Annotated in this window: 26 protein-coding genes and 1 pseudogene; 4 read left to right on the plus strand and 23 right to left on the minus strand. The window is 59.0% G+C overall.

All coding sequences use genetic code 11. The annotated features are described in order from the left end of the window. Nucleotides 1–41 precede the first annotated feature (41 nt). From I6L32_RS03830 to rpsF, 4 genes are all read right to left on the minus strand, one after another. Nucleotides 42–785, minus strand: a complete 744-nt coding sequence (locus tag I6L32_RS03830; protein WP_052814586.1) for a ferredoxin--NADP reductase — start codon at nucleotides 783–785, stop codon at nucleotides 42–44. A 101-nt stretch (nucleotides 786–886) separates the two neighbouring features. After that, nucleotides 887–1,333 (minus strand): 50S ribosomal protein L9, encoded by a 447-nt coding sequence (gene rplI, locus I6L32_RS03835; RefSeq protein ID WP_010673120.1) that lies wholly within the window; start codon nucleotides 1,331–1,333, stop codon nucleotides 887–889. 52 nt (nucleotides 1,334–1,385) lie between these two features. Beyond that, on the minus strand, nucleotides 1,386–1,616 hold the full coding sequence (gene rpsR, locus I6L32_RS03840; protein WP_005313392.1) for a 30S ribosomal protein S18: 231 nt from the start codon (nucleotides 1,614–1,616) through the stop codon (nucleotides 1,386–1,388). A gap of 32 nt (nucleotides 1,617–1,648) precedes the next feature. Further along, nucleotides 1,649–2,035, minus strand: a complete 387-nt coding sequence (gene rpsF / locus I6L32_RS03845) for a 30S ribosomal protein S6 (protein WP_005331771.1) — start codon at nucleotides 2,033–2,035, stop codon at nucleotides 1,649–1,651. Nucleotides 2,036–2,271: 236 nt separating this feature from the next. Here rpsF and I6L32_RS03850 point away from each other — a divergent pair, with 236 nt between their 5' ends. Together I6L32_RS03850 and I6L32_RS03855 are read left to right on the plus strand one after the other, a co-directional pair. Beyond that, entirely contained in the window at nucleotides 2,272–3,495 is a 1,224-nt protein-coding gene (locus I6L32_RS03850) for an Nramp family divalent metal transporter (RefSeq protein WP_042014875.1), read from the plus strand. 100 nt (nucleotides 3,496–3,595) lie between these two features. Beyond that, nucleotides 3,596–4,443 (plus strand): annotated as a pseudogene (locus tag I6L32_RS03855) (hypothetical protein). Between the two features lie 189 nt (nucleotides 4,444–4,632). Here I6L32_RS03855 and I6L32_RS03860 read toward each other — a convergent pair. From I6L32_RS03860 to rnr, 4 genes are all read right to left on the minus strand, one after another. Beyond that, the gene (locus I6L32_RS03860) at nucleotides 4,633–5,088 is read right to left on the minus strand and encodes a GNAT family N-acetyltransferase (RefSeq protein ID WP_049636452.1); all 456 of its coding nucleotides are present in this window, start codon (nucleotides 5,086–5,088) and stop codon (nucleotides 4,633–4,635) included. Between the two features lie 151 nt (nucleotides 5,089–5,239). Next, the gene (locus I6L32_RS03865; RefSeq protein WP_216944726.1) at nucleotides 5,240–5,809 is read right to left on the minus strand and encodes a Crp/Fnr family transcriptional regulator; all 570 of its coding nucleotides are present in this window, start codon (nucleotides 5,807–5,809) and stop codon (nucleotides 5,240–5,242) included. Between the two features lie 7 nt (nucleotides 5,810–5,816). Continuing rightward, the gene (gene rlmB / locus I6L32_RS03870) at nucleotides 5,817–6,566 is read right to left on the minus strand and encodes a 23S rRNA (guanosine(2251)-2'-O)-methyltransferase RlmB (RefSeq protein WP_041214488.1); all 750 of its coding nucleotides are present in this window, start codon (nucleotides 6,564–6,566) and stop codon (nucleotides 5,817–5,819) included. Next, nucleotides 6,563–8,956 (minus strand): ribonuclease R, encoded by a 2,394-nt coding sequence (rnr, locus tag I6L32_RS03875; protein WP_010673114.1) that lies wholly within the window; start codon nucleotides 8,954–8,956, stop codon nucleotides 6,563–6,565. The genes rlmB and rnr overlap by 4 nt, the downstream gene beginning before the upstream one ends. Nucleotides 8,957–9,089: 133 nt before the next feature. On the opposite strand from rnr, the gene I6L32_RS03880 reads away from it, so the two are divergent. Then, entirely contained in the window at nucleotides 9,090–10,112 is a 1,023-nt protein-coding gene (locus tag I6L32_RS03880) for a GGDEF domain-containing protein (protein WP_041214487.1), read from the plus strand. A 61-nt stretch (nucleotides 10,113–10,173) separates the two neighbouring features. Here I6L32_RS03880 and luxS read toward each other — a convergent pair whose 3' ends face one another. The 4 genes from luxS to I6L32_RS03900 are packed head-to-tail and all read right to left on the minus strand — an operon-like array spanning nucleotide 10,174 to nucleotide 13,321. Then, nucleotides 10,174–10,683 carry an S-ribosylhomocysteine lyase gene (luxS, locus tag I6L32_RS03885; RefSeq protein ID WP_010673112.1) on the minus strand — a complete coding sequence of 170 codons (510 nt, stop codon included), beginning with the start codon at nucleotides 10,681–10,683 and terminating at the stop codon, nucleotides 10,174–10,176. Nucleotides 10,684–10,701: 18 nt separating this feature from the next. After that, nucleotides 10,702–11,304, minus strand: a complete 603-nt coding sequence (locus I6L32_RS03890) for a transglycosylase SLT domain-containing protein (RefSeq protein WP_049636455.1) — start codon at nucleotides 11,302–11,304, stop codon at nucleotides 10,702–10,704. Nucleotides 11,305–11,350: 46 nt separating this feature from the next. Then, a complete protein-coding gene (gene glnB, locus I6L32_RS03895; protein WP_005308848.1) occupies nucleotides 11,351–11,689 on the minus strand; it encodes a nitrogen regulatory protein P-II in 339 nt (112 codons plus the stop codon). A 9-nt stretch (nucleotides 11,690–11,698) separates the two neighbouring features. After that, complete coding sequence (locus I6L32_RS03900; RefSeq protein WP_049636456.1) at nucleotides 11,699–13,321, minus strand: NAD+ synthase; 1,623 nt, start codon at nucleotides 13,319–13,321, stop codon at nucleotides 11,699–11,701. A 137-nt stretch (nucleotides 13,322–13,458) separates the two neighbouring features. Here I6L32_RS03900 and I6L32_RS03905 point away from each other — a divergent pair, with 137 nt between their 5' ends. Continuing rightward, a complete protein-coding gene (locus tag I6L32_RS03905) occupies nucleotides 13,459–13,962 on the plus strand; it encodes a GspH/FimT family pseudopilin (protein ID WP_010673109.1) in 504 nt (167 codons plus the stop codon). 13 nt (nucleotides 13,963–13,975) lie between these two features. Here the strand turns inward: I6L32_RS03905 and I6L32_RS03910 are convergent, their stop codons facing one another. The 11 genes from I6L32_RS03910 to ribF all read right to left on the minus strand — a co-directional run bounded on the left by I6L32_RS03910 (nucleotide 13,976) and on the right by ribF (nucleotide 26,089). Next, nucleotides 13,976–14,260, minus strand: a complete 285-nt coding sequence (locus tag I6L32_RS03910) for a TapY2 family type IVa secretion system protein (protein ID WP_041210962.1) — start codon at nucleotides 14,258–14,260, stop codon at nucleotides 13,976–13,978. Next, complete coding sequence (locus tag I6L32_RS03915; protein WP_049636532.1) at nucleotides 14,257–17,778, minus strand: pilus assembly protein; 3,522 nt, start codon at nucleotides 17,776–17,778, stop codon at nucleotides 14,257–14,259. The genes I6L32_RS03910 and I6L32_RS03915 overlap by 4 nt, the downstream gene beginning before the upstream one ends. A gap of 65 nt (nucleotides 17,779–17,843) precedes the next feature. Continuing rightward, nucleotides 17,844–18,287: a type IVa pilus pseudopilin TppD gene (gene tppD, locus I6L32_RS03920; protein WP_049636457.1), complete on the minus strand. Its 444-nt coding sequence runs from the start codon at nucleotides 18,285–18,287 to the stop codon at nucleotides 17,844–17,846. Beyond that, nucleotides 18,284–19,285, minus strand: a complete 1,002-nt coding sequence (locus I6L32_RS03925; protein WP_080988614.1) for a PilW family protein — start codon at nucleotides 19,283–19,285, stop codon at nucleotides 18,284–18,286. The genes tppD and I6L32_RS03925 overlap by 4 nt, the downstream gene beginning before the upstream one ends. Further along, on the minus strand, nucleotides 19,282–19,845 hold the full coding sequence (pilV, locus tag I6L32_RS03930) for a type IV pilus modification protein PilV (protein ID WP_049636458.1): 564 nt from the start codon (nucleotides 19,843–19,845) through the stop codon (nucleotides 19,282–19,284). Before pilV ends, I6L32_RS03925 begins: the two co-directional genes overlap by 4 nt. Nucleotides 19,846–19,848: 3 nt before the next feature. Then, nucleotides 19,849–20,256: a type IVa pilus pseudopilin TppA gene (gene tppA / locus I6L32_RS03935; RefSeq protein WP_039039991.1), complete on the minus strand. Its 408-nt coding sequence runs from the start codon at nucleotides 20,254–20,256 to the stop codon at nucleotides 19,849–19,851. Between the two features lie 110 nt (nucleotides 20,257–20,366). Beyond that, nucleotides 20,367–21,302 carry a 4-hydroxy-3-methylbut-2-enyl diphosphate reductase gene (gene ispH / locus I6L32_RS03940; protein WP_039039990.1) on the minus strand — a complete coding sequence of 312 codons (936 nt, stop codon included), beginning with the start codon at nucleotides 21,300–21,302 and terminating at the stop codon, nucleotides 20,367–20,369. Continuing rightward, complete coding sequence (fkpB, locus tag I6L32_RS03945) at nucleotides 21,302–21,754, minus strand: FKBP-type peptidyl-prolyl cis-trans isomerase (RefSeq protein ID WP_041210958.1); 453 nt, start codon at nucleotides 21,752–21,754, stop codon at nucleotides 21,302–21,304. The genes ispH and fkpB overlap by 1 nt, the downstream gene beginning before the upstream one ends. Next, entirely contained in the window at nucleotides 21,751–22,254 is a 504-nt protein-coding gene (lspA, locus tag I6L32_RS03950) for a signal peptidase II (RefSeq protein WP_010673100.1), read from the minus strand. Before lspA ends, fkpB begins: the two co-directional genes overlap by 4 nt. Continuing rightward, on the minus strand, nucleotides 22,254–25,115 hold the full coding sequence (gene ileS / locus I6L32_RS03955) for an isoleucine--tRNA ligase (protein ID WP_049636459.1): 2,862 nt from the start codon (nucleotides 25,113–25,115) through the stop codon (nucleotides 22,254–22,256). Before ileS ends, lspA begins: the two co-directional genes overlap by 1 nt. Continuing rightward, entirely contained in the window at nucleotides 25,115–26,089 is a 975-nt protein-coding gene (ribF, locus tag I6L32_RS03960) for a bifunctional riboflavin kinase/FAD synthetase (RefSeq protein ID WP_010673098.1), read from the minus strand. The genes ileS and ribF overlap by 1 nt, the downstream gene beginning before the upstream one ends. Nucleotides 26,090–26,155 lie beyond the last annotated feature (66 nt).

Raw genomic sequence — 26,155 nt, forward strand, 5'->3', positions numbered from 1 at the left:
GGACATGGTTGAGGGGCCTGTGGCCCCTGGAGTCATGTCCCCTACCAGTAGTTTTCCATGCTGATATTGCCGGGGGCGCGACGCAGGTTCTTGGCAAGCCCCAGCCCGAGCAGGGTCTGCTGAGTCTCTTTCACCATGGCGGGGTTGCCGCAGATCATCACTTGGCTCAACTCGGGGGAGAAGTTCAGCCCCACCCTCGCCTGCAAGCTGCCATCGACGATGGCTGCCGGGATGCGCCCTGCCATCGCCTCCGGCCAGGTCTCACGACTGACGAAGGGAACATAGCGAAAACGCTCGCCATGCTGCTCGGCAAAACTGGCGATAAGCGGCTGATAGCTGAGCTCTTCCCCTTTTCTCACCCCATGTACCAGCACCAGATGCTCGAAGCGGTCGAAGACCTGTCCTTCTGCCAGCATGGCGAGGAAGGGGCCGATGGCGGTGCCGGTTGAGAGCAGCCAGAGATCCCGTCCCGGGGGAATCTCATCCAGGGTCAGAAAACCGGTGGCCTGGGACTGCACCAGCAGGCCGTCGCCCACCTGCAGGGAACCGAGAGAGGGGCTCAGTTCACCGCCGGGGATCTCCACCAGATAGAATTCGTGATAGGGCGTGCCGGGAGGATTGACGAAGGAGTAGGCACGCTGGACTCGACGCTCGCCCTGCTCCAGGGCCAGCTTGGTGAATTGACCCGCCTTGTAGGGGGCAAGTTCCGCCTCCACACGCAGGGAGAGTAGGGTGGGTGTCCACTCGATGCGCTCGATGACCCGACCTTCAACCCAGGCAGCCATAAAGGTTCTCCTCCAGAGGAACAGACCTTCACTTTACCCCTTGATCTGAAAATAAAAAACCCGCGCATGTGCGCGGGTTTTTCTGCAAGAGCGGAACGCTATTACAGAGCAACAACCTGGATTTGTACGGTTGCTTTGACGTCAGCGTGCAGCTGAACAACAACTTCGTACTCACCGGTGTTACGCAGAACGTTGCCCATGCGGACTTCGCTCTTGGCAACGGCTACGCCGGCAGCAGTGATGGCTTCAGCCACGTCACGGGTACCGATGGAACCGAACAGCTTGCCTTCGTCGCCAGACTTGGAGGCGATGACAACGGCAGCCAGCTCACCCAGCTTGGCAGCGCGCTCTTCGGCAGCAGCCTTGTTGGCAGCCAGTTTGGCTTCCAGCTCAGCGCGACGAGCACCGAAGGCTTCGATGTTGGCCTTGGTGGCCATAACAGCTTTGCCTTGCGGGATCAGGTAGTTACGGGCATAACCAGCTTTAACGGAAACTTGGTCACCCAGACCGCCCAGTTTGGCGATCTTATCGAGCAGGATAACTTGCATTACCTTTCCTCTATAAATTTCGTTGAGTTAGGCGTAAGCGCCGGGCCGATTCTTACTTGTTGTGCAGATCGGTGTACGGCAGCAGAGCCAGGTAACGAGCACGCTTGATGGCGCGTGCCAGCTGACGCTGATACTTGGCGCGGGTACCGGTGATACGGCTCGGTACGATCTTGCCAGATTCAGTGACGTAGTTTTTCAGAGTAACGATATCTTTGTAGTCGATCTCGGTAACGTTCTCGGCGGTGAAGCGGCAGAACTTACGACGACGGAAATAACGTGCCATGGCCTTTATCCTCTAATGCGGTGATCTAAGAATTACTCTTCGGAAGACGCTTCAACAGCATCTTCGCGACGCTCGTCGTCACGACGGGTGAAGCGCTCTTCCTTGGCCTTGGCCATCGGAGAAACTTCAGTCACGGCGTGCTTGGTGCGCATGATCATGTTGCGGATAACGGCATCGTTGAAGCGGAAGTTGGTTTCCAGCTCATCGATAACGGCCTGTTCAGCTTCTACGTTCATCAGAACGTAGTGAGCCTTGTGCAGCTTGTCGATCGGGTAAGCCAGTTGACGACGGCCCCAATCTTCCAGGCGATGAATGGTACCACCAGCGGTGGTGATAGCGCCGGTGTAACGCTCGATCATGCCAGGTACTTGCTCGCTCTGGTCCGGATGAACCATGAAGACGATTTCGTAATGACGCATTTTAGCTCCTTACGGATTAATTCAGCCTCCGCCCAGGTGCAGCCAGACCTCGGAGGCAAGGAACATAGTGATGTTTAGACGCTGCTTTCTAGGGCGGAGTATTGTACGAAATCACCTCTCCCACTGCAACTGGCGAAGCAAGATGTTTTTCTCGATGAGCCCGATACAAAACTTTAATTGATAACAATTATCATTTAGATCCATACTCTCCTCATATCCCCACGGAGGATGACAGTATGCAACCTGCGCTCACCACGGCCATCCCGGCCCGCAAATTCAAGCTGACCCTGCTCGGCCCCGCCTTCATCGCCGCCATCGGTTATATCGACCCGGGCAATTTTGCGACCAACATCCAGGCCGGCTCCACCTTCGGCTATCAACTGCTGTGGGTAGTGGTGTGGGCCAATCTGATGGCCATGCTGGTGCAGACCCTCTCGGCCAAGCTCGGTATCGTCACTGGCAAGAACCTGGCGGAACACATTCGTGATCGTCTGCCCAGGCCCGCAGTCTGGGCCTATTGGGTGCAGGCCGAGATCATCGCCATGGCCACCGATCTCGCCGAGTTCATCGGCGCTGCGGTCGGCTTCAAACTGCTGCTCGGCATCACCCTGCTGGAAGGGGCCTGCATCACCGCCGTGGTCACCTGGGGGATCCTGATGCTTCAATCCCGCGGCCAGAAGCCACTGGAGTTCGTGGTGGGGGGCCTGCTGCTGTTCGTGGCCGCAGCCTACATCGTCGAGCTGATCTTCTCGCGCCCCCATCTGCCGAGTCTGCTGGAAGGGGCACTCTTCCCCGGTCTCCCCAATGGTGATGCTGTCTATCTTGCCGCCGGCGTGCTTGGTGCCACCGTGATGCCCCATGTCATCTATCTCCACTCGGCCCTGACCCAGCACACCCAGGAGCAGGGCACGGTGACCCAGCGACTGCACAGCACCCGGGTCGACGTGGCCATCGCCATGACCATCGCCGGCTTCGTCAACCTGGCCATGATGGCCATGGCGGCTGCCGCCTTCCACAGCTCCGGCAACCAGCAGGTAGCCGAGCTGGAATCGGCCTACCAGACCCTCACGCCCCTGCTGGGACCGGCAGCCGCCACCCTGTTCGGCCTCTCCCTGGTCGCCTCCGGCATCTCCTCCACCGTGGTGGGAACGCTGGCGGGGCAAGTGGTGATGCAGGGCTTCGTGCGCTTCACCATTCCGCTCTGGCTGCGCCGAGCCATCACCATGGCTCCCGCCTTCGTGGTGATCGCCATGGGTCTCAACACCACTGAAATCCTGGTGTTGAGCCAGGTAGTGCTGAGCTTCGGCATCGCCCTCGCCCTTATTCCGCTGCTGATCCTGACCGGTGATCGCGCCCTGATGGGGGCACATCGCAATCACCCCGTCACCCAGGCCGTGGGGCGCCTCATCGTCGCCCTGGTGATCGGCCTCAATGCCTATCTGCTGGTCACCACCCTCTAACGCCATCTTGAGGCTCATTGACCCGGGTTGATGAGCCTTTTCGCACTTTCGCGTATGCTGCCCCTTTCCCTTCTCATCATCTCGTTGCGGGAGCCCTGCCATGGAACATACCCGAGCCAGCTTCGTACTGGGCCACCATCAGGAACAGGCCAGCGTCGTCTGTTGCAAACAGGGGGATCCGACCCTGCTGGTCACCGACCTCACCCCCTTTCATCCCCAGAGCCACCTCTGGCCCGATCAACCCGGTGACGTGGGCACTGTGCGCTGGGAAGGGGGGAAGCGGCCGTGGGCCCCTGCCGCATGGGCGCCATCAGTCCCGAGGGCGAGCTGTTCGTGGATACGGAGATTCCGGTCAAGCGAGGGGTGGATGGGTGGGCTTTCGTGGTGGTGCATCCCCTCGCCGGTTCCCATCACCTTGCCATTGGCTCGCCTGTGGAACTGACAGTGGATGCCGAGGCACGCCATGCCCTGAGCCTGGGCCACAGCGCCTGCCACCTGGTGGCACTGGCCCTCAATCGGGCGCTCACGCCCTATTGGCGAAAGGAGACGAGCGAGCTTGACGCTCTCGGGCAGCCGGATTTCGACCGCCTTGCCATCCAGCACTCCCGGGTCGAGCCCAGAGGATCAAAGGAGCAGTACCGGATCGGCAAGAGCCTTCGGAAAAAGGGAATCAACAGCGAGGCACTGCTGGCCGACCTCGACAGGATAGCGCTCCAGGTCAACGAGCAGCTGATGCGCTGGCTCAAAGAGGGAGGCGAGATCCGCCGCAGCCGGGCCGGTGATGCCATCATCGATTCCCGCTACTGGCATGGCATGGTGGAGGGTCGGGAGATCACCATTCCCTGTGGCGGCACCCATGTGAGCAGTCTGACCGAGTTGGGCCAGGTTCAGGTGACGCTGGCCCCCAGTGAAGAGGGATTTACCCTCACCACCCGGGTCACCCCCTGAACTAGCCCAACCCGCCTGATGCCGCACCGCCCTGACCGGGGCGGTGTCCCGACAGAGAGGCCCGCAGGCAGATCAGCGCGGCGGTATCTCACCCCGGGCTGACGACCACATGGCCACGGGGTAGCAAAAAAACCATGCGATGCACCACGGATGAGGGGCCACTTGCCCCTTTCCTGGCACCTGACGATGTCAGGCAGGCTCCCTTCGCATCCCCATGTGAGGGATGTCATCTTCCAGATACCCTTCCCCTTCGGCCACGAAACCATGCTGGCCGTAAAAACCTTGCAGGTGGGCCTGTGCACCGAGCCAGATGCTGTGTGCAGGCCAGCGTGCCTCGCACTCTCTGACCGCTTGCGCCAGCAGGCGGTGACCCAGTCCGCCCCCCCGCGACGTGGGAGAGGTGACCACGCGGCCGATGGCGGCGCCGCTGTCATCACCAATGCCGGGTGCCATGATGCGGGCATAGGCCGCCAGGTGATCCCCCTCACGACCGAGCAGATGCAGCACGCCGTCACGGCGATCCAGCCCGTCCAGATCCTGGAAGGGACAGGTCTGCTCCACCACGAACACCTCAGCGCGCAGGGCAAGCAGCTCATACAATTCATCCGTGGTCAGCTCGGACCAAGATTTCATACTCCAGTTCATGAATGACTCCTGTTTAATGGGGTCTGACAGCATAATCTTGCTCCCGACGAGGGGCATTAACCTTGGTTAAGTTGCCCCCCTTCTCATCCAATGCGGACATGGCCAGCAAAGAGCCGATCTCTGCCCTGGTTCATCGGTAATCCCTTCTGGCTCAACCCTGATCGCGCGTTTTCAGCCGCCTGCGGATGCGGCTCAGGCTGATGGGGGTGATCCCCAGATAGGCGGCAATCTGGTGATCCGGGACCCTGGCATCCAGCGCGGGGAAGCTTCGCAGAAAATGCTGATAGCGCGCCTCTGGGCCCCCGGTCAGCAGCAACAGCTCTTTCTCCTCCTTGATGCGCAGTTGCACTTCAAGGAGATGGTGATACCAGGCGGGCCAGCAAGGGAGTCGGCGCAGATCCGCCAGCGGAAGAAGCTGCAGCCGGCAAGGCTCCAGCGCCTCCACGCTGTAGCGGGCGGGCTCACCACTGAGCAGGTGGTGGAAGTCGATAAACTCGTCCCCCTCCCAATAGAACTCCTTGATGTACTCGCGGCCATCCGCCAGCACCACCCTGGCCCGCAACAGCCCCTCCTCCACTCTGACCAGCAGCGCCGGACTGTCACCGGCATGCCAGAGGCAGGTGCGAGGGGGCAAGGTCAGGGAGCGGGCAAAAGAGAGGAGGCGCTCGGCCTCCTGCTCATCTGCAACCCGTTCCCAGACAAAGGGGGGTCTGTCGGTCATCGTCTTGTCAGACGCGGCGCTGGCGCACGGCTTCGAACAGGCAGACACCGCTCGCCACCGAGACGTTGAGGCTGGATACTGCCCCCGCCATCGGGATGCTCACCAGCTCGTCGCAATGTTCGCGGGTCAGGCGGCGCATCCCCTTGCCTTCGGCCCCCATCACCAGCGCCATGGGGCCGGTGAGTTTGGCCTGATAGAGATCGTGATCCGCCTCGCCGGCGGTACCCACGATCCAGACGCCGCGCTCCTGCAGCTCGCGCAGGCTGCGGGCCAGGTTGGTGACCTGGATGAGCGGCACCACTTCGGCGGCGCCACAGGCGACCTTGCGCACCACGGACGTGAGGCCTGTGGCCTTGTCCCGCGGCACGATCACCGCATGCACCCCGGCCGCATCGGCACTGCGCAGACAGGCGCCGAGATTGTGCGGATCGGTCACCCCGTCCAGTACCAGCAGGAAGGGCGCTGTCTCTTGCGCCGCCAGACCGTCCAGCAGGCTGGCCAGGTCGTGCTCGGCCAGTTTGGGCGCTTCAATCACCTTGGCCATGATGCCCTGGTGATTGTTGCCTTCCGCCTTGTCATCCAGCGTCTTGCGGTTCACGCTCTGCACCCTGATACCGAGGGACTCCAGCTCGGCCAGCAGGGGATGCAGCCGCTCGTCATCGCGGCCCTTGAGAGCCCACACCTCGATGAAGCGCTCGGGGGTGCGCTCCAGCAGCGCGGAGACGGCGTGAATGCCGTAGATCAGTTCAGTACTCATTTAGTGCTCTTGGCCTTGTCGCGAGCCTTTTTGCTCGGTCGTCTGTTGCTGGGCTTGGCACGGCCACCCTTGTCGGATTTGCCGCTCTCCTTGCCCTCTTTGCGTTTCTCGTGGCGCTGGGCGCTCTTGGCCTTCTCTTTCTTGATCTCGGCCTGCTTGCGCGCCATCTCCTTGGCGTTCTTGCCGGTGGCCTTGAGGGGCTCTTCCACCATCACGAAGTCGATCTTGCGATCGTCCAGGTTCACGCCCATCACCTTGACCCGCACCTTGTCACCCAGACGGTAGCGGCGGCGGAAGTTCTCGCCGATCAGCTGCTGGTGCAGCGGGTCGAACTGGTAGTAGTCGTTGGTGAGGGTGCTGACGTGCACCAGACCGTCGATGTGGATCTCCGCCAGACGCACGAAGAAGCCAAAACCGGTGACGCTGGCGATGACGCCGTCAAACTCGTCACCCACGTGATCCAGCATGTACTCGCACTTGAGCCAGTCTGCCACGTCGCGGGTGGCATCATCGGCACGGCGCTCCGTCATGGAGCAGTGCTCGCCCATCGGGTCCACTTCTTCCAGCTGGTAGTGGTAGCCACCGCTCGGCGTCCACTTGTGGCGCAGGTTGCCCTGCTGCTCCTTGGCGGTCTGGTACTTGATCGCCCGGTGCAGGATGAGATCCGGGTAACGACGGATTGGCGAGGTGAAGTGAGCGTAGGACTTCAGGGCCAAGCCGAAGTGACCGATGTTGTCGGCCTGATAGATGGCCTGACGCATGGAGCGCAGCAGCATGGTGGAGAGCAGTTCCGCATCCGGGCGCCCTTCGAATTTGGCGGCCAGGTCGGCAAAGTCCTTCGGCTCGGGCTCCAGGCCCCCCTTGAGCTCCAGACCCAGTTCGGCCAGGAAGTCACGGAAGCCGGTCAGACGCTCCTCGCCCGGGCGGTCGTGCACCCGGAACAGGGCGGCGGCCTCGTTCTTCTCGATGTAGCGGGCGGCTGCCACGTTCGCCTGGATCATGCACTCTTCGATGATCTTGTGGGCGTCATTGCGCACCAGCGGTACGATACGGTCGATCTTGCGCTGGGCGTTGAAGATGAAGCGGGTCTCCTCGCTCTCGAACTCCACCGCACCGCGTTGATGACGGGCATGCTTGAGCGCCTTGTAGAGGTTGCTCAGCTCCTCGATGTGGCCCACCAGCGGATCATACTGCTGACGCAGCTTGGGATCCCCGTCCAGGATCGCCGCTACCTTGGTGTAGGTCAGGCGAGCGTGGGAGTTCATTACCGCTTCGTAGAACTTGTAGCCGGACATGCGGCCGGCGGCGGAGATGGTCATCTCGCACACCATGCAGAGCCGGTCGACCTGCGGGTTCAGGGAACACAGACCGTTGGAGAGCACCTCCGGCAGCATGGGCACCACGAACTCGGGGAAGTAGACCGAGTTGCCGCGCTGATAGGCTTCGGTGTCGAGGGCCGTGCCCGGTTTCACATAAGCCGAAACGTCCGCGATGGCGACCCACAGGCGCCAGCCACCACCGCGCTTGGCTTCACAGAAGACGGCGTCATCAAAGTCGCGGGCGTCTTCCCCGTCGATGGTCACCAACGGCAGGGCGCGCAGATCGATGCGACCCTCTTTGGCCTTCTCCGGCACCTGCTCGCCGAGACCGGCGACCTCCTTGGTCACCTCTTCCGGCCAGGTGTGCGGAATGCCGTGGGTACGCAGGGCGATCTCGATCTCCATGCCGGGCGCCATGTTCTCACCCAGGACTTCCAAGACGGTGCCGACCGCATTGAAGCGGGCAGTGGCGCGCTGGTTGATGCGCACGACCACGACCTGGCTCTGGCGAGCTCCCTTGTTCTCCCCTTCCGGGATGATGATGTCCTGGCCGATGCGGCTGTCATCGGGTACCACGAAACCGACGCCGTTCTCGACGAAGTAACGACCGACGATGTCCGCCTCGCGGGATTTGAGCAGGCGCACCAGACGCGCTTCCTGACGACCCTTGCGATCGATCTCAGTCGGCTGCACCAGGGCATAGTCGCCATGCATCAGGCGCTGCATCTCGCGGTTGTTCAGGAAGAGATCCGCTCCACCACCCTCGGGGCGCAGAAAACCGAATCCATCTTTGTGGCCAAGCACATAGCCTTTGACCAGATTCAGGCGATCCGGCAGGGCGTAACATTGGTTGCGGGTGAACACGAGCTGCCCGTCGCGCTCCATGGCACGCAGACGACGTCGCAAGGCTTCCAACGGCTCTTCATCGGTCAGCTTGAGGACCTTGGCCAGCTCTTCCCGGGACATGGGTTTCTCATGGCCCTTGATGAGCTCCAGCAGCATCTCGCGACTGGCGATGGGGTTTTCGTATTTTTCGGCCTCGCGTTGGAGGAAAGGATCTTTTTGAGACATAAGCAGGCCTTAGGGTAGGTAATAACGCAGACATTATATCGGAGGGGGGAGCTAATGGCATCCATCGACTGCCTTTTGGCCATTCTCTCTGTCATACTGGACACAGTTTGCAGGTATGTGAGACTCGGAACTCATGAGCAAGGACTCGTTCGCCCAATCTGCCGCCTATTTGAAACAGGCGGTTCCCCTGATGATCAAGTATCAAATTCCCACCACGCCGAACAACTATCACCTTTGGTACAGCTATGTCTCCGGCGACATGCCCGAACTCAACCATGCCGTCGATCAGGCGATAAAACAACAGGGGACCTTCTCCCTGACCACCTGTGAGCGTCTCTACCACCAGCACCTTGCGGCTCAGGACGAGCAGCAGATGGAGGCGATGAAACTTAATCTGGCGGCCATGGCCAGCGAGCTGAGTCACTCGATGCAGGATGCCATCTCCGATACCGGGCTGTTTCAGGAGATGCTCGACAAGAGTTTCGACAAGCTGAGCAAGATTGATGACGAGGGGCTCAGCCTGGAAGACACCATGGGGATCCTGCGGGATCTCGTGCGCGAGTCACGTGACGTACGCATGTCCACCCTCCACTTTCGCAACCAGCTCAGCAGCGCCGAGAAAGAGATAAAGGAGCTGAAACAGGCCCTGAACGAGACGAGGAAGCTCGCCACCGAGGACCCGCTCACGTCTCTGCTCAATCGACGCGCCTTCGATCTCGAGATGGACAGCCTCATTCGCAGCAAGCAGCCCTTCTCCCTGATCCTGACCGATATCGATCGCTTCAAGAACTTCAACGACGAATACGGACATCTGCTGGGGGACCAGGTGCTGCGCATCGTCGGCAAGCGGCTGCGAGAGGCCAGCAAGGAGGGCATAACCGCCTATCGCCTGGGGGGTGAGGAGTTTGCCCTCTTGGTGCCAAACCGCGCCCTGGCGCTGACCCGCCAGATGGCCGAGAGCCTGCGTCGCGTCATCGAGCGGATGTCGATTCTGGATCGCAAATCCGGGCGACGCATCGATCACATCACCGCCTCGTTCGGCGTGGGGGAATACATCCCCCAGGAGACGGCAGACACCCTGATCGAGCGTACCGACAAGCTGCTCTACAAGGCCAAGGAGCTGGGACGCAATCGGGTGATGCCACTGCCCTCCTGATCCCACCAGATGCAAAAAGGCCGGTCATTGACCGGCCTTTTTCAAGCTTCCCTTCTCGGGATCAGAGGCTTTTCAGCTTCTCTTCCGGCAGGGCCAGCTCGTCATTGTGGTTGACACCGATACCGCGCTCCAGCACATGGCGGGCGATGGCATGGGCCTCTTCCAGCGAGTGCATGCTGTAAGTACCGCACTGGTATTCGTTCAGCTCGGGGATCTTGCCCTGATCCTGCACGGTCAGCACGTCGCTCATGGCGGCCTGCCAGGCAGCGCCAACACGGGCTTCATCCGGCGCACCGATCAGGCTCATGTAGAAGCCGGTGCGGCAACCCATGGGAGAGATGTCGATGATCTCCACCCCATTCCCATTGAGATGATCACGCATGAAGCCGGCAAAAAGATGCTCCAGGGTATGGATGCCGCGCTCGGAGAGGATCTCCTCGTTCGGCACGCAGAAACGCAGGTCGAACACGGTGATGGTGTCCTTGTTCGGGGTCTGCATGGTCTTCGCCACTCGCACTGCCGGGGCGGCCATGCGGGTATGGTCGACGGTAAAACTGTCCAATAACGGCATTTCTGACTCCTGATTTGGTTACCAGAACCAGCCCCCGCTGGAGAGCTGATCCTTGCATTGTCGATACTGGGCACCGTAGCGCTGGGCACGGGCCTCCACCTTGCGGGAGACCTTCATCAGCCATCCCTTGCTGCGGTAGCTGCCACGTCGGTAGCCCCCCCAGCCTTCGTGATAATTGAGATACTGGCCATAGGCATCCCACTTGGACGTGCCGTTGAGCCGCTGTGCCTTGTGAGTGTACCAGCCCATGAAATCGATGGCGTCGGCAAAGTCGTCGCGATCGCTCCAGCTGTTGCCGGTTTCCCGCTGGTAGTCGGCCCAGGTTTCGTCTTTCACCTGGGCATAGCCGTAGGCTGAACTGGCCCGCCCGGTGGGGATGAAGAGGAAATACTGCATCGGCGGCTGGGCATCATGCACGAAGGAAGATTCCTGGTACATCATGGCCATCACTACCTGGACAGGTGTCCCCCACTTCTCGTTCATCTTGAGCGCCGCCTCGTGCCACTCGGGTTTCTCCCGAAAGATCTGGCACAGGTTTTCCGGCTGGGCCGGCGGCCGGGTACTGCACGCGGTGAGTGCCATCAAGCACGCCGCCACGACCCCGATACGGTACAACGACATCAGAACGACAGACTCTTGCTGTTCATCACAGGGCACATCCACCACATCAGATCGCGTCTTCGTTCTCTTCACCAGTACGAATACGAATGACGCGTTCCACCTCGCAGACGAAGATCTTGCCATCGCCGATCTTGCCGGTACGCGCTGTGTTCTGGATGGCTTCCAGGCAGGCATCGAGATCCTCGTCCTGCACCACCAGCTCCACCTTGACCTTGGGCAGGAAGTCGACCATGTACTCGGCACCGCGATAGAGCTCGGTATGGCCCTTCTGGCGGCCGAACCCCTTGACCTCGGACACTGTCATGCCGTTGATGCCGATCTCGGCCAGGGCCTCGCGTACATCGTCCAGCTTGAACGGTTTGATGATGGCTTCAATCTTCTTCATGGTGACTCCTTACCAGTTCTGTTTGCCGAACCCGGACGTGATGGGATAGCGGCGGTCCTTACCAAAGTTGCGAGCAGTGATGCGGGGGCCGACGGCGGCCTGACGGCGCTTGTATTCGTTGAGATCCACCAGGCGGATCACCTTGCGTACCACCGCCTCTTCGAAACCTTCCGCCACCATGTCGGCGACAGACGCATCCTCTTCCACGTAGCGCTTGAGGATGGCATCCAGAATGTCATAGGGGGGCAGGCTGTCCTGGTCCACCTGATCCGGTGCCAGTTCGGCCGACGGGGGACGATCGATGACCCGCTGCGGGATCACGTACTCCACGCTGTTGCGATATTCGCACAGCTTGAAGACCAGGGTCTTGGGGACGTCCTTGAGCACATCAAAGCCACCCGCCATGTCGCCATACAGCGTGGCGTATCCCACGGCCATCTCGCTCTTGTTGCCAGTGGTCAGCACGATACGGCGGCGCTTGTTGGACAGCGCCATCAAGAGCACACCGCGGCAGCGGGCCTGCAGGTTCTCTTCGGTGGTGTCGCGGGCGGTGCCTTCAAACAGAGGTGCCAGCTGGGTCATGAAGCCTTCGAACATGGGTTCGATGGAGATGATGTTGAACTCCACCCTCATCCGCTCGGCCTGCTCCTTGGCATCCTCCACGCTCATTTGGGCGGTGTAGCGGAACGGCATCATCACCGCCTGCACCTTGTTCGCCCCGATGGCGTCGGCCGCAATGGCCAGGGTCAGCGCCGAGTCGATGCCGCCGGAGAGGCCCAGCACGGCGCCCTGAAAACCGTTCTTGGTGACATAGTCGCGCACCGCCAGCACCAGGGCCTGATAGGTCTCGGCCAACGGCTCCAGCGGCGCGGCGGGTTCCCGCTCCTTCACCGGCTGACCATCGGCAAAGCGCACCAGCGCCAGCTCTTCGGCAAACGGAGCAAGCTTGTGGGTCAGCTCGCCCTGGCTGTTGAACACTTTGGAGCAGCCATCGAAGATCAGCTCGTCCTGGCCGCATACCTGGTTGAGGTAGATGAGCGGTAGGCCGGTCTGATCGCAGCGTTCCGCCATCAGTTCGCGGCGGATCCAGGGTTTTTCCTGATCATAAGGAGAGGCATTGATGGTGAGCAGCAGCTCGGCCCCCGCCGCCTTGGCGGCCAGCGCCGGACCCGGCTGCCAGAGATCTTCGCAGATGAGCAAACCCAGCTGATGGCCACGGAACGACACCACACAGGTATCGGTCGCCGCAGTGAAGTAGCGCTTCTCGTCGAACACCCCGTAGTTGGGCAAGTCCTGTTTGAAATAACGTGCCCGCAGTTGACCGAGCTCATAGAGAGACGCCGTATTGTAAAGCGCCCCCTCTTCGCGCCAGGGATGGCCCACCAGAATGGCACATTGTCCCTGCCATGCCGCGATGCGGGACAGAGCGGCCTCGACCCGGATCATCAGGTCGGCGCGCAACAGCAGATCCTCAGGCGGGTATCCTGTCAAGGCCAGCTCGGAGCAAACCAGCAGATCGGCCCCTTGCTGATCGGCCAGGGCTGCTGCCGCCAGTACCTTGTCACAGTTATCTTCGATGGCGCCTACCGTCAGATTTAACTGGGCAAGCATCAGAGAGAGGGCTTTTGCCATGGCGATGCATCTTGAATTCGAAAATGATGGGGAATGATAAAGAAAAGGCGCTGGCTGTGCCAGCTCAACACTTGGGCTTTGCGCTGGTGTTCTGGCTGTCTGGAGATAAGATGTAACTAATCGAGGGAGATATTGCCATGATCAAGGACGAGAAAGGATTCACCCTGCTGGAACTGATGATCGCCGTCAGTCTGGGGGTCATCTTGCTTGGTATTGGTGCACCGGCCATGTCGAGCCTGCTCAATGAGAATGCCTTGAAATTTGAATCTCGCACACTCTTGAAATATCTGCGTTTTGCTCGTAGCCAAGCCATCGACAACCAGCAATCTGTCACTGTGTGCCTTGCCAATGCCAGTGACAATTGTGTCACCGCCAATCCGACCCAATTCCTCGTGTTCGTCGACGGTAATGGCAATGACATTTTCAATAACGGTGAGCAGATTCTGGCAAGAAGCCCTCAGCTATCTGACTCGCTGACTGCTGCAAACAATCGAACTTCCACTACCTTCAGCCCTGATGGCACCAGCCTGGGTACCAATGCCACCATCACGCTGTGTCGTTCAGGAAATGCCCAGATAAATCTGGTCATCTCTCCCTCCGGCCGCACCACCCAATCTACCCAGGCAAATATCTGCCTCTGAATGAAGTCCTTCGCTATCGCAGTTGACGGGCATCCTGTTGCTGACCCTCTTTTGACTGGAAATTTTCCTCCGCAGTGCGGCATTCCAGGATTTTCTTCACAGGCTGTACCGCACCATCCACCTCGTATCCTCTTTGTTTGAATTTATCCTGCACCGCCTTTGGCGTGTTGTCTGCCACAGTACCGTGCAGGACAACCTTCTGGCCGTTAACCAGCTCGACATAACATTTTATGTCATCTGCCAAGACGGACCCGGATAACAAGAGGCACAAACCCAACACCCCGCTGCGTGTTTTCATTGCGCCTCTCCTTCGTAGAGGTAAATTTTCTTGGGCGACATATCCATCTCAGCCTCCTCTGCCCCCTGGTTGCACTCTCCCGCTCCGGTACAACGCTCAGGCTCACCATCCCCTTCATCTTTCAGGATGACCTCTTCCCCGACACCGCCTCCAATAATGCGGATCTTGGCATCGTCTCCTGCATGCACCACCAAATCGTCGGCAACCTTGTTCTGTACTTCGACATAACGCTCAGGTGTCTGGTTGCCTTCAAGATCAACCACATAACGGAAGGAACTGCCATAATGCATGTCTACCATGTATTGGCGTGCAGCCCCGATGGATTGAATGGTGCATTGCTGGAACGACTGCACTTGCGGCAGGAACGAGGTGAAGTAAAGCTTGCCCTGAAGTACGACCCCGGCCCCCATGGATTTCTCACCCGGTTCGTTCAACCAATTGACCCACCCTTTGGCAGTGGTAATTCCCGCCTTGGTCGCCAATATTCCATCCGTATTTGTCTGGGCAGACAAAGGATCAGAGGTCACATCATAGAGGTCAGTAATCAAGATGGGGCTTCTCGCCTGCGCATTGGCGGCACGCGGCACGACATCATAATCACGCAACATGAAATAGCCATTGCGGACAGTCGCTTCCGATGAGGGGCGATTGCGGTCTCCACTCCCAATCAGCACTGCATCAAAGGGACGATCCTGATAGGAGTAGACCACATTCCCTCCCACAACGGTGCGGGTGACCTGCTTGTTGATGGTACGCACCACGATAGGCTGGGTGAAGAAACGGCGATCATCGGCTTGAGTGACATCCGACCCCAGGCTGGCAAATTTGAAGACGCTCCAGTCAGATTTGTTGGTGCCTGGGAGATCCATGCGCCAGATATTGCCCCCCGTATCACCCACATAGATGCGATCGACTTTGCCATCACCATCGCTGTCAAGCGTAGCTACCGACCCGGGCATACTGTCGGTCATCCCCGTGACCCTGAGGTTGCTGGTTGAAGTCGCAGCAGGGGTCGCACTGAATATCAGCGCCCCAGTATCGGCATTGACGATGTAGATACCTCTCCCCATGCTGTCACTGGTTCCCAATCCCAGCACGCTCTTGTTCACGTCATAACCGCCAGCAAAGATAAGCACGGGGTCACTGACTCCCGGCACAAACGCGACTTCCGGCACCGACCAGGTCAGCCCCAGCTCACCAAAACCAGTCGTCAGACTGTTCAGACGCCATTTCAGTGTCGGCGTATCCGGGCTGGAAACGTTGAATGCATAATAGGCTTTGCCGCCGCTCCTCAAGCCGGTGAATACCCATACAAAATCGCTCTCCGAGGATTTCAGCACCCCGTTGCGATTGGCATCTTTGATAAGGGCCACCGGAGAAGAGTCAACACCGTAGATATGTTCGGCTGATTCCGCATTGAGACGCAGCGCCTTCTGATTGGCCATGAACTCATAAGGTATCGCCGCCCAGCTTTCGTCTATGGTGCTCCCCATGTCCTTGAACATATGCAGAAAACCGGCATTGGTCCCAAACAGAATACGCAAGTCCGGCGCATCCGTCGGGCTGCCGGATTGCGGGCCATAGTTCAGCACCAGAGGACGTGAGTGAAGGGGGTCACCCATGATATGGGTGCGGATCAGGGTTGATGTATCAAAGTCCTCATCGTCGACATCCAACCCCTTGGTCCAGTTGATCAGGGAATCGAGTTCAGTCGTCGTAACTGCCTGCATGAAGGTCATGAGCGCGGCTTCACTGCCAGCCTGCGTCACCAGATTTGCCTTGGTCAGCTGATCGAGACGGGTCTGGGCATTGTTGATGACATAGAGACTGCGGTTGCTTTTTCCCGCCAACATCTCTTGCGCCCCACCTTCGGCCACAACGTTCCCGTCACGGCCGGATGACCAGAAAGTCTGGGCACTGTCGATGATGGTGCCATCAAACTTGATAGCAGGCAGTCCCCGGCTGTCAGCCACATAACCGTCAGGAGAAAAGATCAGTTTTTTCAGATTGCCCCGCCATCTGGGACCATCATCCGGCTCAAACATGGCGTAGTAGATGTTGTTGAGACTGCGTGTCCGGTCAAAGTTGTTGCTGGCAATGGCGGGGGACACCAGCGAGGTATTGATCCGCAGGATCGCCAGCAGCGATGCCTTCAACGCATCACTCAAGGCAGAGGCGTTGGTTGCCGGATAATAAACGCCGCCACCACGACGGGCAGTTTCAGCAAGCAAATTACCGGCCCCGCTTATCGCCTCGTCACCAAACCCGACGGTAAAGGTCGTGACTGTCTGGGTACCAGGGGAAACGGCATTCACATCCTTGTGTTTCATATAACCCGCCAATGCGGCCAGATAGCTGCTGGACCTGTTCCCTGACCCATAAGTAACGGTAGTGCCATAAGCTGCTTTTTCATCGCTGGACAATGTATTTATCAATCCTTGGACAAAGGTATTGGCATCCCCGTCCTGAGTCGGCTCTCCATCGGTGATGTATATGACGTAACCGTTGTTTGAGCAGTTGTCATAGGGGGCTTGATAGGTACCTGTCGGGCTTTCGGCGGTCGTATCTCGCGTGCCTCCTTGCAAGCCATAAACAACGCTTCGTCCCCCGAAGAAGCGATACGCCTCACTCAACGTCTCACATAATGGTGTGTTGGTACTGGCGGTCAGTCCTTCGACCCTGTCGAGCAGGTCTTGTTCTCCGGTCTTGCCATTCGACAACGTGATCTCGCTACCCAGAATATCCCGGACAACTCTGCCGCCATTGGTACTGCTACTGTCATTCCTGTTGAAAATAGCCAGACCAAAATCAACCCCGGGTGCAGATGATATCAATCCTTTGACTGCATCTTTGGCAATACGCAGACGAGATTCTATAGAGTAACCCGTAGGCCCGTAATACCACCTGATATAGTTGGCAGAATAAAGCACTACGGCTGTATTGCTGGCATTAACAGAATCTCTTGTTGCCGCTGTATAAAACCATGAGCCTTGATTATTGCTGGTTTTATTGACCGGATACCCGGTGCCAACACTCCAGGTGCCTGTGTATGGGTTCGCAGGGTTATTTGCGGTGACATCCTGCTTGCAATCGACCAAGTCGATGTTGTTTTCCTGATAACCACTAATTGAATACCAGCTCCCTCTCCCTCTCCCCGGAGGACTGCCGTTTGTCACTTCATAAGTCCAGACTTGCGACTGAAAATAACCGATACTTGCAAGAGGTCCCTTGGAGGTGGCACAAGCGTTCAGTTTGTCGGAGAAACGCTTGTTGCTATTAATAGCGGGAATGCTCCCATCGGTTGAAAAATAGATATATTGTTTAGTATTGCTTTTGTCGGGATCATTGCTTAAGGCTGGATAAACAGTCGCTGGATTATAAGCTTCCTTTATCTGTTCCATGGTGTCAGCCATACTGCCGGAGTTATCAAATATCAACAGCACTTTAGGTCTGAAATCACCAGCCTTATTAAAGTCGTATATAAAAAGCTCGGTGTCATCGGCTCGTGTTGACGTCATGCCAAAAACAAGACTGCACCAGCATAAAATTGAACCGAATCGTTGTAACCACATATCCTTCGCTCCTATTTTGTGAGCAGTGGCTGTTCCACACCCGCAGTCCAGGTCAGCGGGCGAGAATATTTTCCATAATTGACACCGGCCTGTAGCTCGACATATTTGCATACAGGAATCACATTGCTGCTGCTGGCATCCACCTTGCGTTTGCAGACAGTTTCCGTACGATTGGTGAGGGCCACACTGGCTGAATTATTGCTGCTATTGACACTGATGGCAGCACTCGCCCCCAGCGCAGACCCCATGCCTGCAATCACCGTCGATATGTTATTGCTCTGTACCGCCGCTTCGATGATGCCTTCCAGTCTGTGTTCTGCCTGCCTGAAATTGGCCGCAGAGCCTGCCATCTTGAGATCCTGCCCGGAGGACTGCATCACCACCACGGCGATCAGCGTCAGAGGTACCAGGATGATCAGAGCGACGATCAGGGCTACGCCATGCTGAGACCTCATGAACCACCTCCAGTCATGACCACCGGGTTACGCAGCGACACGCTGCTCTCCAGCAGCAAACGACGAAATCCATCCCCATTGCCTGATACGCTGGTACTGCCTACCTGATAGATGTTGTTGTTCACATAACTGCTGGATGCTTGCGATGATCGCACCAGAATAAAGACACGAGCAGCAACGACACGCCCTTCACTCCATTCCTGCTCGGTCACGTTTGTAGACGCGACATAGCGATCAATAACCCCATCGGCAACAGGAGTGTCGTCAACACCAAACAACACCGTCATGCGCTCAATCCCTTCCGCCATGGGGCCTCCGATCAGAACCGAGCCCCCATTGGCTGTCAGATAACGCTTTCTCAGTTCCGGGTTGCCTGCGGCATTGGGAGCGAGATAATAGATAAAGTGCTGATATTCCCAGAGCTGACGAGCCGGCATATCTGTCATCGTGGGCACTGTTTCTCCCCCTTTGAACATCAGCGCCGCTTGCGTCGTAGTAGCAAGATAGAAGCGATTGCCAGTAGCTGCGGCATCGGCCAGGGGCTGCCCAATCAATCGCTTGATGCTGATGACATCCGTATTGGCAATACGTGACGTCACGGGAATACAGGCAAAAGCCCCCCCGTTAATCGCCCTGTTGTTGTCCACCCGAGCGACCCAGACCCCCCGATTTGTTCCCACGCTGGGTGGCAAGCTGCCACGCCCCAAATTGTCCAGACAATCGTTCGCCGAAAGCACCGTAGACCCGCTGCTGAGAGTCACGCCTTGCCCCGTTGCCATGGGGGAACCGGTGTAGTCCCCCCAGAAGCCCGCCCACTTCAGGTCCTGGGTCACCAGACGCATCGCAATACGTCCATTCTCCTGCAACTCGCTCTGATCGAAAGCATCCTCCGTTGTGGCACGGGAAGCCACGAAGATGCTCAAGCCGCCACCGACCAGAAATACGCCAATCAACATGGCAATCAACCATTCAATCAGGGTGAAGCCGCGGGCATTCATAGTGTGGTCGTCAGTACGAACTGACGCCTCTGTCTGTCTGCCGCATTGCCCAGCCCACAACTGTTGCGCACCGCGGCAACTGCACCGGCACCATCGGACAAAGACTCCCGCCCCTGCCAGAAGATCCCTATGGTCAAACTGTTGTTGGCGCCACGAATCACGCAGCCTACCGGAGATTGCAGAGGTGACGCGGCACCGGATACCGCGGTTCCCAGCAGGGACTGCTGCCAGTAGAAGAGGTCCAGTGCCTGCCGCTCTGTCCTGCTGCAATCCGACATGGTGCCATTGTTGTTGGCACAGCTCGGCATATCCAGGATCGCGTTGCCGGATACCACTGTCGTTCCCTGACCAGCCCAGCTGTCTTTGTTGATCCTGGCGCGTTCCACCAGATCATTGGCTAGCCAGATGGCGATGGTGCGCTGACGCGCTTCGTAGCTGGAAAACTTGGCGGTGACCTGCATGGCAACCAATCCCAGCAAGCCGAAGGAGAGCACCACGGCCGCAATCAGCACCTCCAGCAGGCTGAATCCCCTTATGTGTCGATGACGCAGTGGTTTCATCGCCTAGTCCCAGCAAGCATTGTTGACAGTATCCCCGAGCCGCGTGGCACTCCGGGTACCATCCTGGTCGATGGAGAAAATGATGCAGTCGCTGTCTGACCCCTGTGCACCAGAGGCCGTGGCAAACAGGATGTATGTATTGACCCCGGCCGAGATGACCAGGTGATAGAAGCCGGATTCGGAGTTCTCCGAGATATTCAAGTCGGCTGCGGATGAGGTATACCGATTGAAATCCATAAAATAGGTTTCTTGTCTGTTGGCGGCGTCCAACAGCATTTTTTTGGCATCAATTCGGTGGCTGGACAGCAGGTAACGCTGATAGGAGGGATAGGCAATAGTGCCAAGAATCGCCACGATTGCGACGACAATCATCAATTCAATGAGAGAAAAGCCTCGATAGAACCCAATCATATCCCATCCTTGGTGACTGGCGGTTCATATAGTCTAATGCCGGATAGGTCGCAACGACAAATCCGGCATCAGGAACATAACTCTTTATTCTCAGGCCATCCTGGCCACATTTAAATAATTCTAAGCTCGGGCGGCACTTCAAACACCACATTCTCTTCCCGGCCAGGATGCTCGGTCACTATCTTGCCTCCCAGCTCGCGCAGACGGGCAATGACATTCTGAACAAGCACATCGGGGGCTGACGCACCCGCCGTGACCCCGATACGGGCAACTCCGTCCAGCCATTGCGGCTCAATCATGGAGGCGTCGTCGATGAGGTAGGCCTTGGCGCCCACCTTCTCGGCCAGCTCCCGCAGTCGGTTGGAGTTGGAAGAGTTGCGCGATCCCACCACCAGCATGGCATCCACCAGCCCGGCCATCTCCCGCACCGCATCCTGGCGGTTCTGGGTGGCGTAGCAGATGTCATCCTTGCGCGGCCCCTGGATCTTGGGGAAGTGCGCACGCAAGGCATCGATGACGTCTGACGTCTCATCCACGCTGAGTGTCGTCTGGGTGACGAAACAGAGGTCGTCCGGGTTCTTCACCTTGAGTTTGGCCACATCTTCCGGCGTCTCCACCAGATACATGCCACCCTCACTGTTCTCGTACTGTCCCATGGTGCCGATCACCTCGGGGTGGCCGGCATGGCCGATGAGCACGGCTTCGGAGCCCTTGCGACTGGCGCGATGGACCTCCATGTGCACCTTGGTCACCAGCGGACAGGTGGCATCGAACACCTTGAGGGCGCGGGATTTGGCCATCTCGCGCACGACCTTGGCGACACCGTGAGCGGAGAAGATGACGATGCTGTCATCCGGCACCTCGTCCAGCTCTTCGACGAAAACGGCACCCGCCTCCTTGAGCTTGTTCACCACGTAGCGGTTGTGCACCACTTCGTGACGGACATAGATGGGGGCACCGAACTTCTCCAGCGCGCTCTCGACGATGCTGATGGCCCGGTCGACACCGGCACAGAAGCCACGGGGGTTAGCCAGCAGAATATCCATCAGTGCACCTTCTCCTCGTCATCAACTCCCAGGATCTCCACCTCGAAGGTGACGGTGTGACCGGCCAGGGGGTGGTTGAAATCGACCGTGACCGACATCCCTTCCACCGCCCGGATGATCCCGGGCAGTTCGCTGCCGTTGGGCTGGTCGAACAGAATGATGGTACCCACCTTGGGCTCAACTTCGTTACCGAATTTGGCGCGATCGAGATGGTAGATGTTGTCGGGATTGGAGAGGCCGAACGCCTCTTCCGGCGCCAGGGTAAAGCTCTTGCTCTCCCCTTCGCGCAGCCCCAGCAGGCATTGCTCGAAGCTCGGCGTCAGACTACCGTCTCCCATCCGCAGACGGGCAGGCTTGCCGTGCAGCGCCGTGCTGTCGGCCACCGAGCCATCTTCCAGTTTGATAGAGAAATGGAACAGCACACTGCTGTCCGCAGCAATCAGCTGGCTCATGAGGTCGCGTCCTGTTTTTTCTCGCCACGGAAGCCGTCCAGCACGATCATGGCGGCACCGATGAAGATGAAGCTGTCGGCCAGATTGAACGCCGGCCAGTGGGCGCGCTGCCAGTAAAAGTCGAGGAAGTCGACCACATGGCCCAGCACCAGCCGGTCAAACACGTTGCCGAGCGCCCCGCCGATGATCAGGCTGTAGGCGATACCGCTCCAGCGCTGGGTGACCGACTGCTTGCGTAGCCAGTGGATCAGCAGACCGCAGATGGCGAACGCCAGCACGGCGAAGAACCAACGCTGCCAGCCTCCCTGATCTGCCAGGAAGCTGAAAGCCGCTCCCTTGTTGTAGACATGGACCAGGTTGAAGAAGGGGGTGATCTCCACCCCCGGGTAGCCAAACGGCAGCAGCTTGACCACGGCGAGCTTGCTCGCCTGGTCCAGTACGAAGGCCAGCACCGCCAGCCACAGCCAACGCAGGCCACTTTTATGTTGAGTCATGTTCATCAGGCAAATTGACGCGTTTCGCCGTCACCCTCGACGTTGGTGACGCAGCGGCCACAGATCTCTTCGTGCCCCGCGATGGTGCCCACGTCTTCCACATGGTGCCAGCAGCGATCGCACTTGGCGGCGGCAGACTGGGCCACGCAGAGCCACAGGTCATCGCGCTCGGTTGCCACGGCCTCTGCCGGTGCGGCATCGACGCTGACTACCTTGGCCTTGGAGGTGAGCAGCACGAAGCGCAGCTCATCGGCCAATGCGTTCAGACGCGCGGCCAGCTCAGGCTTGGCGAACAGGGTCAGTTCGGCCTGCAGAGAACCGCCGATGCGCTTCTCGCCACGGGCCACTTCCAGCGCCTTGTTCACTTCACCGCGCACGGTGAGGATCTCGGCCCAGAACTCGTCGTTCAGCACTTCGCCCGCTTCCAGCCCGAACAGGCCGTCGTACCACTCCTCGGTGAACACGAACTCGCCGCGCTCGCCCGGCAGCAGGGCCCAGATCTCGTCGGCAGTGAAGCTCATGATGGGCGCCATCCAACGCACCATGGCTTCGGCGATGTGATAGAGGGCGGTCTGGCAGGAGCGACGGGCCAGGCTGTCAGCCTTGGCGGTATACTGACGATCCTTGATGACGTCCAGATAGAAGGAACCCATCTCGATGGAGCAGAACTGCATCAGCTTCTGGGTCACGCCGTGGAAGTTGTACTCATCGAACGCGGTCACGATCTCGGTTTGTACCGCTTTGGCACGGCCTACGGCCCAGCGATCCACCACGACCATGTCGGCAGGCGCCACCATGTCGGTCGCCGGATTGAAGCCGTTCAGGTTGGCCAAGAGGAAACGGGCAGTGTTGCGGATACGACGATAGGCGTCGGCGGAGCGCTTGAGGATCTCGTCGGAGACGGTCATCTCGCCGGTGTAGTCAGTGCTCGCTACCCACAGACGCAGGATGTCGGCACCCAGCTTGTTCATCACATCTTGCGGGCTTACCACGTTGCCGATGGACTTGGACATCTTGCGGCCCTGACCATCCACGGTGAAGCCGTGAGTCAGCACCTGGTTGTAGGGAGCCTTGTCTTTCATCGCCACGCCGATCATCAAGGATGACATGAACCAGCCACGGTGCTGGTCAGAGCCTTCCAGATACATGTCGGCCGGCTTGCCGTTGAACTCGGGACGGGCATCGACCACGGAGGCATGGGTAGAGCCGGAGTCAAACCAGACGTCCAGGGTGTCGGGCACCTTCTCGTAGTTGTCGGCATCGACGCCCAGCAGCTCGGCCTTGTCCAGATCCCACCAGGCCTGGATGCCGGACTGCTCGACCCGCTTGGCCACCTCTTCCATCAGGCGCACGGAATCCGGGTGCAGCGCCTGGGTATCCTTGTGAACGAACAGGGAGATGGGCACGCCCCAGGTACGCTGACGGGAGATACACCAGTCGGGACGGTTCTCGACCATCGCCTGGATGCGATTCTTGCCCCAGGCCGGGACCCAGCCGCTCTGGCCGTGTTCGGCAATGCCCTCTTTCTCGATACGCTCGATCTCTTCCAGAGCACGCTTGCGCAGACCCTTCTGCTCCATGCTGATGAACCACTGGGGGGTGGCACGGAAGATGATCGGGGTCTTGTGACGCCAGCAGTGCGGGTAAGAGTGGTTGAATACCTTGTGGTGCAGCAGGGCACCGCGCTCGGTCAGCACCTCGACCACGGAGGCGTTGGCCTTGAACACGTGCTGGCCGGCAAACAGTTCGGTATCCGGCAGATAGACGCCGTTGCTGCCAACCGGGTTGGCCACTTCCAGACCGTACTTCTGACCGACCACGAAGTCTTCCTGACCGTGACCAGGGGCGGTGTGCACCGCGCCGGTACCGGCGTCCAGGGTAACGTGGTCACCCAGCACCACAGGTACGTCAAAGCTGTAGAAGGGGTGGTTGAAGCGCAGCAGCTCGAGTGCGGCACCCTTGGCGTAACCCAGGTTGTGGAAGTGATCGATGCCTGCGCGATCCATCACATCCTTCACCAGCTCGGCGGCCAGGATCAGACGCTCGGGATTGTCGCCCTCAACCTGCACCAGCGCGTAGTCGAGATCGGCATGCATGGCGATGGCGCGGTTGGCCGGCAGGGTCCACGGGGTAGTGGTCCAGATCACGGCAGAGAGCGCGCCCTTGCCGGTGTGGCCTTCGGCGCAATCAAACTTGGCGGCAACGGCAGCCTCGTCGACGGCCTTGAAGCGCACGTCGATGGAGGGGGAGTTCTTGTCGTAGTACTCCACTTCTGCTTCAGCCAGCGCGGAGCCGCAATCGGTACACCAGTGCACCGGCTTGGAGCCTTTATGCAGGTGGCCGTTTTCAACGATCTTGGCCATGGAACGGATGATGTTGGCTTCGGTCCCAAAATCCATGGTCAGGTAGGGGTGTTCCCAGTCACCCAGCACGCCCAGACGGATGAAGTCGGTCTTCTGCGCTTCGATCTGGGTCTTGGCGTATTTGCGGCACTCGGCGCGGAACTCGGCGGCGGAAACCTTCTCGCCCGGCTTGCCGACCATGCCTTCCACTTTCAGCTCGATGGGCAGACCGTGGCAATCCCAGCCCGGCACATAGGGGGAATCGAAGCCAGAGAGGCCCTTGGACTTGATGATGATGTCTTTGAGGATCTTGTTGACCGAATGACCGATGTGAATGCTGCCGTTCGCATAGGGGGGGCCATCGTGCAGAATGAAAGAAGGCTTACCCGCTTTGGCGCGGCGAATGGCGCCGTAAAGATCCTGATCGTACCAACGTTTCAACATGTTGGGTTCGCGTTTGGCCAGATCGCCACGCATCGGAAACTCGGTTTCCGGCAGATTCAGGGTGTGTTTATAGTCGCTCATCAGTCCTGGGTTCCCTTCTTTTCTAAAAGAGTGCTGGGTAAATGAAATTGTGGCAGCCCGAACCAGGCTCGGGCCGCCAGGGCATCTCGTTCGATCTGCTCTTTCAAGGCGGTGAAAGAGTCAAATTTCTGCTCTTCGCGCAGCTTGTGGCGAAGCAGCACCTTGACCTGCTGACCATATAGATCACCAGAAAAATCAAATAGATGTACTTCCAATCTGGCTTGTGTACCGCTCAAGGTCGGACGTACACCCACATTGGCGACACCGGGGAAAGTCTTGCCGGAACATATCACTTCCACCGCAAACACGCCACCGACCGGGACAACCTGGCGTTTGAGGGCCAGATTCGCGGTGGGAAAACCTATGGTGCGCCCCAGCTTGTCGCCATGGGCCACCCGGCCGCTGATGGCATAGGGGCGACCGAGCATCAACTCCACCTCCGCCATGCGGCCCGCTTTCAGGGCCTCGCGCACCAGGGTGCTGCTGACCCGCTGGCGGGAAAGCTGGAAACTCTGGGTGCTGATCACCTCGAACCCGAAGCGCCGACCGGCCTCCTCCAGCAGGTGGAAGTCCCCTTCCCGCCCCTTGCCGAAGCGAAAATCGTCGCCGACCACCAGATAGTGCACGCCGAGTTTCTCCACCAGCAGTTGCTCGATGAAGGTGCTGGCCGCCTGCTCAGCAAAACGATGGGTGAAACGCACGCAGAGCATGCGATCGATCTGCATTCCCTTGAGGGCTTCGTACTTCTCCCGCCAGCGGCTGAGGCGGGCGGGCGCGGCACTGCCCGCAAACAGCTCCAGCGGCTGGGGTTCGAACAACATGACGCAGGCCGGCAGGCCAAGTTGGGCGGCCTTCTCCTGCAAACGGGCCAACACCGCGTGATGCCCCTGATGAACCCCATCGAAGTTGCCTATGGTCAATACACAGCCCCGGTGACGGGGCTTGATATTGTGAATGCCGCGAATAAGCTCCATCAGTGCCTTGTACGTTGCTGCCATGGAAATCGGCGGATTATATATCAGGCAGCAGGCAGGGTCAGC

It is taken from the genome of Aeromonas sp. FDAARGOS 1402, assembly GCF_019046925.1.
Lineage (GTDB): Bacteria > Pseudomonadota > Gammaproteobacteria > Enterobacterales > Aeromonadaceae > Aeromonas > Aeromonas caviae.

Coding starts and splice junctions, on each gene's coding strand:
- I6L32_RS03830 (WP_052814586.1), bottom strand. CDS start 785: ATGGCTGCCTGGGTTGAAGGTCGGGTCATCGAGCGCATCGAGTGGACA.
- rplI (WP_010673120.1), bottom strand. CDS start 1,333: ATGCAAGTTATCCTGCTCGATAAGATCGCCAAACTGGGCGGTCTGGGT.
- rpsR (WP_005313392.1), bottom strand. CDS start 1,616: ATGGCACGTTATTTCCGTCGTCGTAAGTTCTGCCGCTTCACCGCCGAG.
- rpsF (WP_005331771.1), bottom strand. CDS start 2,035: ATGCGTCATTACGAAATCGTCTTCATGGTTCATCCGGACCAGAGCGAG.
- I6L32_RS03850 (WP_042014875.1), top strand. CDS start 2,272: ATGCAACCTGCGCTCACCACGGCCATCCCGGCCCGCAAATTCAAGCTG.
- I6L32_RS03860 (WP_049636452.1), bottom strand. CDS start 5,088: ATGAACTGGAGTATGAAATCTTGGTCCGAGCTGACCACGGATGAATTG.
- I6L32_RS03865 (WP_216944726.1), bottom strand. CDS start 5,809: ATGACCGACAGACCCCCCTTTGTCTGGGAACGGGTTGCAGATGAGCAG.
- rlmB (WP_041214488.1), bottom strand. CDS start 6,566: ATGAGTACTGAACTGATCTACGGCATTCACGCCGTCTCCGCGCTGCTG.
- rnr (WP_010673114.1), bottom strand. CDS start 8,956: ATGTCTCAAAAAGATCCTTTCCTCCAACGCGAGGCCGAAAAATACGAA.
- I6L32_RS03880 (WP_041214487.1), top strand. CDS start 9,090: ATGAGCAAGGACTCGTTCGCCCAATCTGCCGCCTATTTGAAACAGGCG.
- luxS (WP_010673112.1), bottom strand. CDS start 10,683: ATGCCGTTATTGGACAGTTTTACCGTCGACCATACCCGCATGGCCGCC.
- I6L32_RS03890 (WP_049636455.1), bottom strand. CDS start 11,304: ATGTCGTTGTACCGTATCGGGGTCGTGGCGGCGTGCTTGATGGCACTC.
- glnB (WP_005308848.1), bottom strand. CDS start 11,689: ATGAAGAAGATTGAAGCCATCATCAAACCGTTCAAGCTGGACGATGTA.
- I6L32_RS03900 (WP_049636456.1), bottom strand. CDS start 13,321: ATGGCAAAAGCCCTCTCTCTGATGCTTGCCCAGTTAAATCTGACGGTA.
- I6L32_RS03905 (WP_010673109.1), top strand. CDS start 13,459: ATGATCAAGGACGAGAAAGGATTCACCCTGCTGGAACTGATGATCGCC.
- I6L32_RS03910 (WP_041210962.1), bottom strand. CDS start 14,260: ATGAAAACACGCAGCGGGGTGTTGGGTTTGTGCCTCTTGTTATCCGGG.
- I6L32_RS03915 (WP_049636532.1), bottom strand. CDS start 17,778: ATGACGTCAACACGAGCCGATGACACCGAGCTTTTTATATACGACTTT.
- tppD (WP_049636457.1), bottom strand. CDS start 18,287: ATGAGGTCTCAGCATGGCGTAGCCCTGATCGTCGCTCTGATCATCCTG.
- I6L32_RS03925 (WP_080988614.1), bottom strand. CDS start 19,285: ATGAATGCCCGCGGCTTCACCCTGATTGAATGGTTGATTGCCATGTTG.
- pilV (WP_049636458.1), bottom strand. CDS start 19,845: ATGAAACCACTGCGTCATCGACACATAAGGGGATTCAGCCTGCTGGAG.
- tppA (WP_039039991.1), bottom strand. CDS start 20,256: ATGATTGGGTTCTATCGAGGCTTTTCTCTCATTGAATTGATGATTGTC.
- ispH (WP_039039990.1), bottom strand. CDS start 21,302: ATGGATATTCTGCTGGCTAACCCCCGTGGCTTCTGTGCCGGTGTCGAC.
- fkpB (WP_041210958.1), bottom strand. CDS start 21,754: ATGAGCCAGCTGATTGCTGCGGACAGCAGTGTGCTGTTCCATTTCTCT.
- lspA (WP_010673100.1), bottom strand. CDS start 22,254: ATGAACATGACTCAACATAAAAGTGGCCTGCGTTGGCTGTGGCTGGCG.
- ileS (WP_049636459.1), bottom strand. CDS start 25,115: ATGAGCGACTATAAACACACCCTGAATCTGCCGGAAACCGAGTTTCCG.
- ribF (WP_010673098.1), bottom strand. CDS start 26,089: ATGGAGCTTATTCGCGGCATTCACAATATCAAGCCCCGTCACCGGGGC.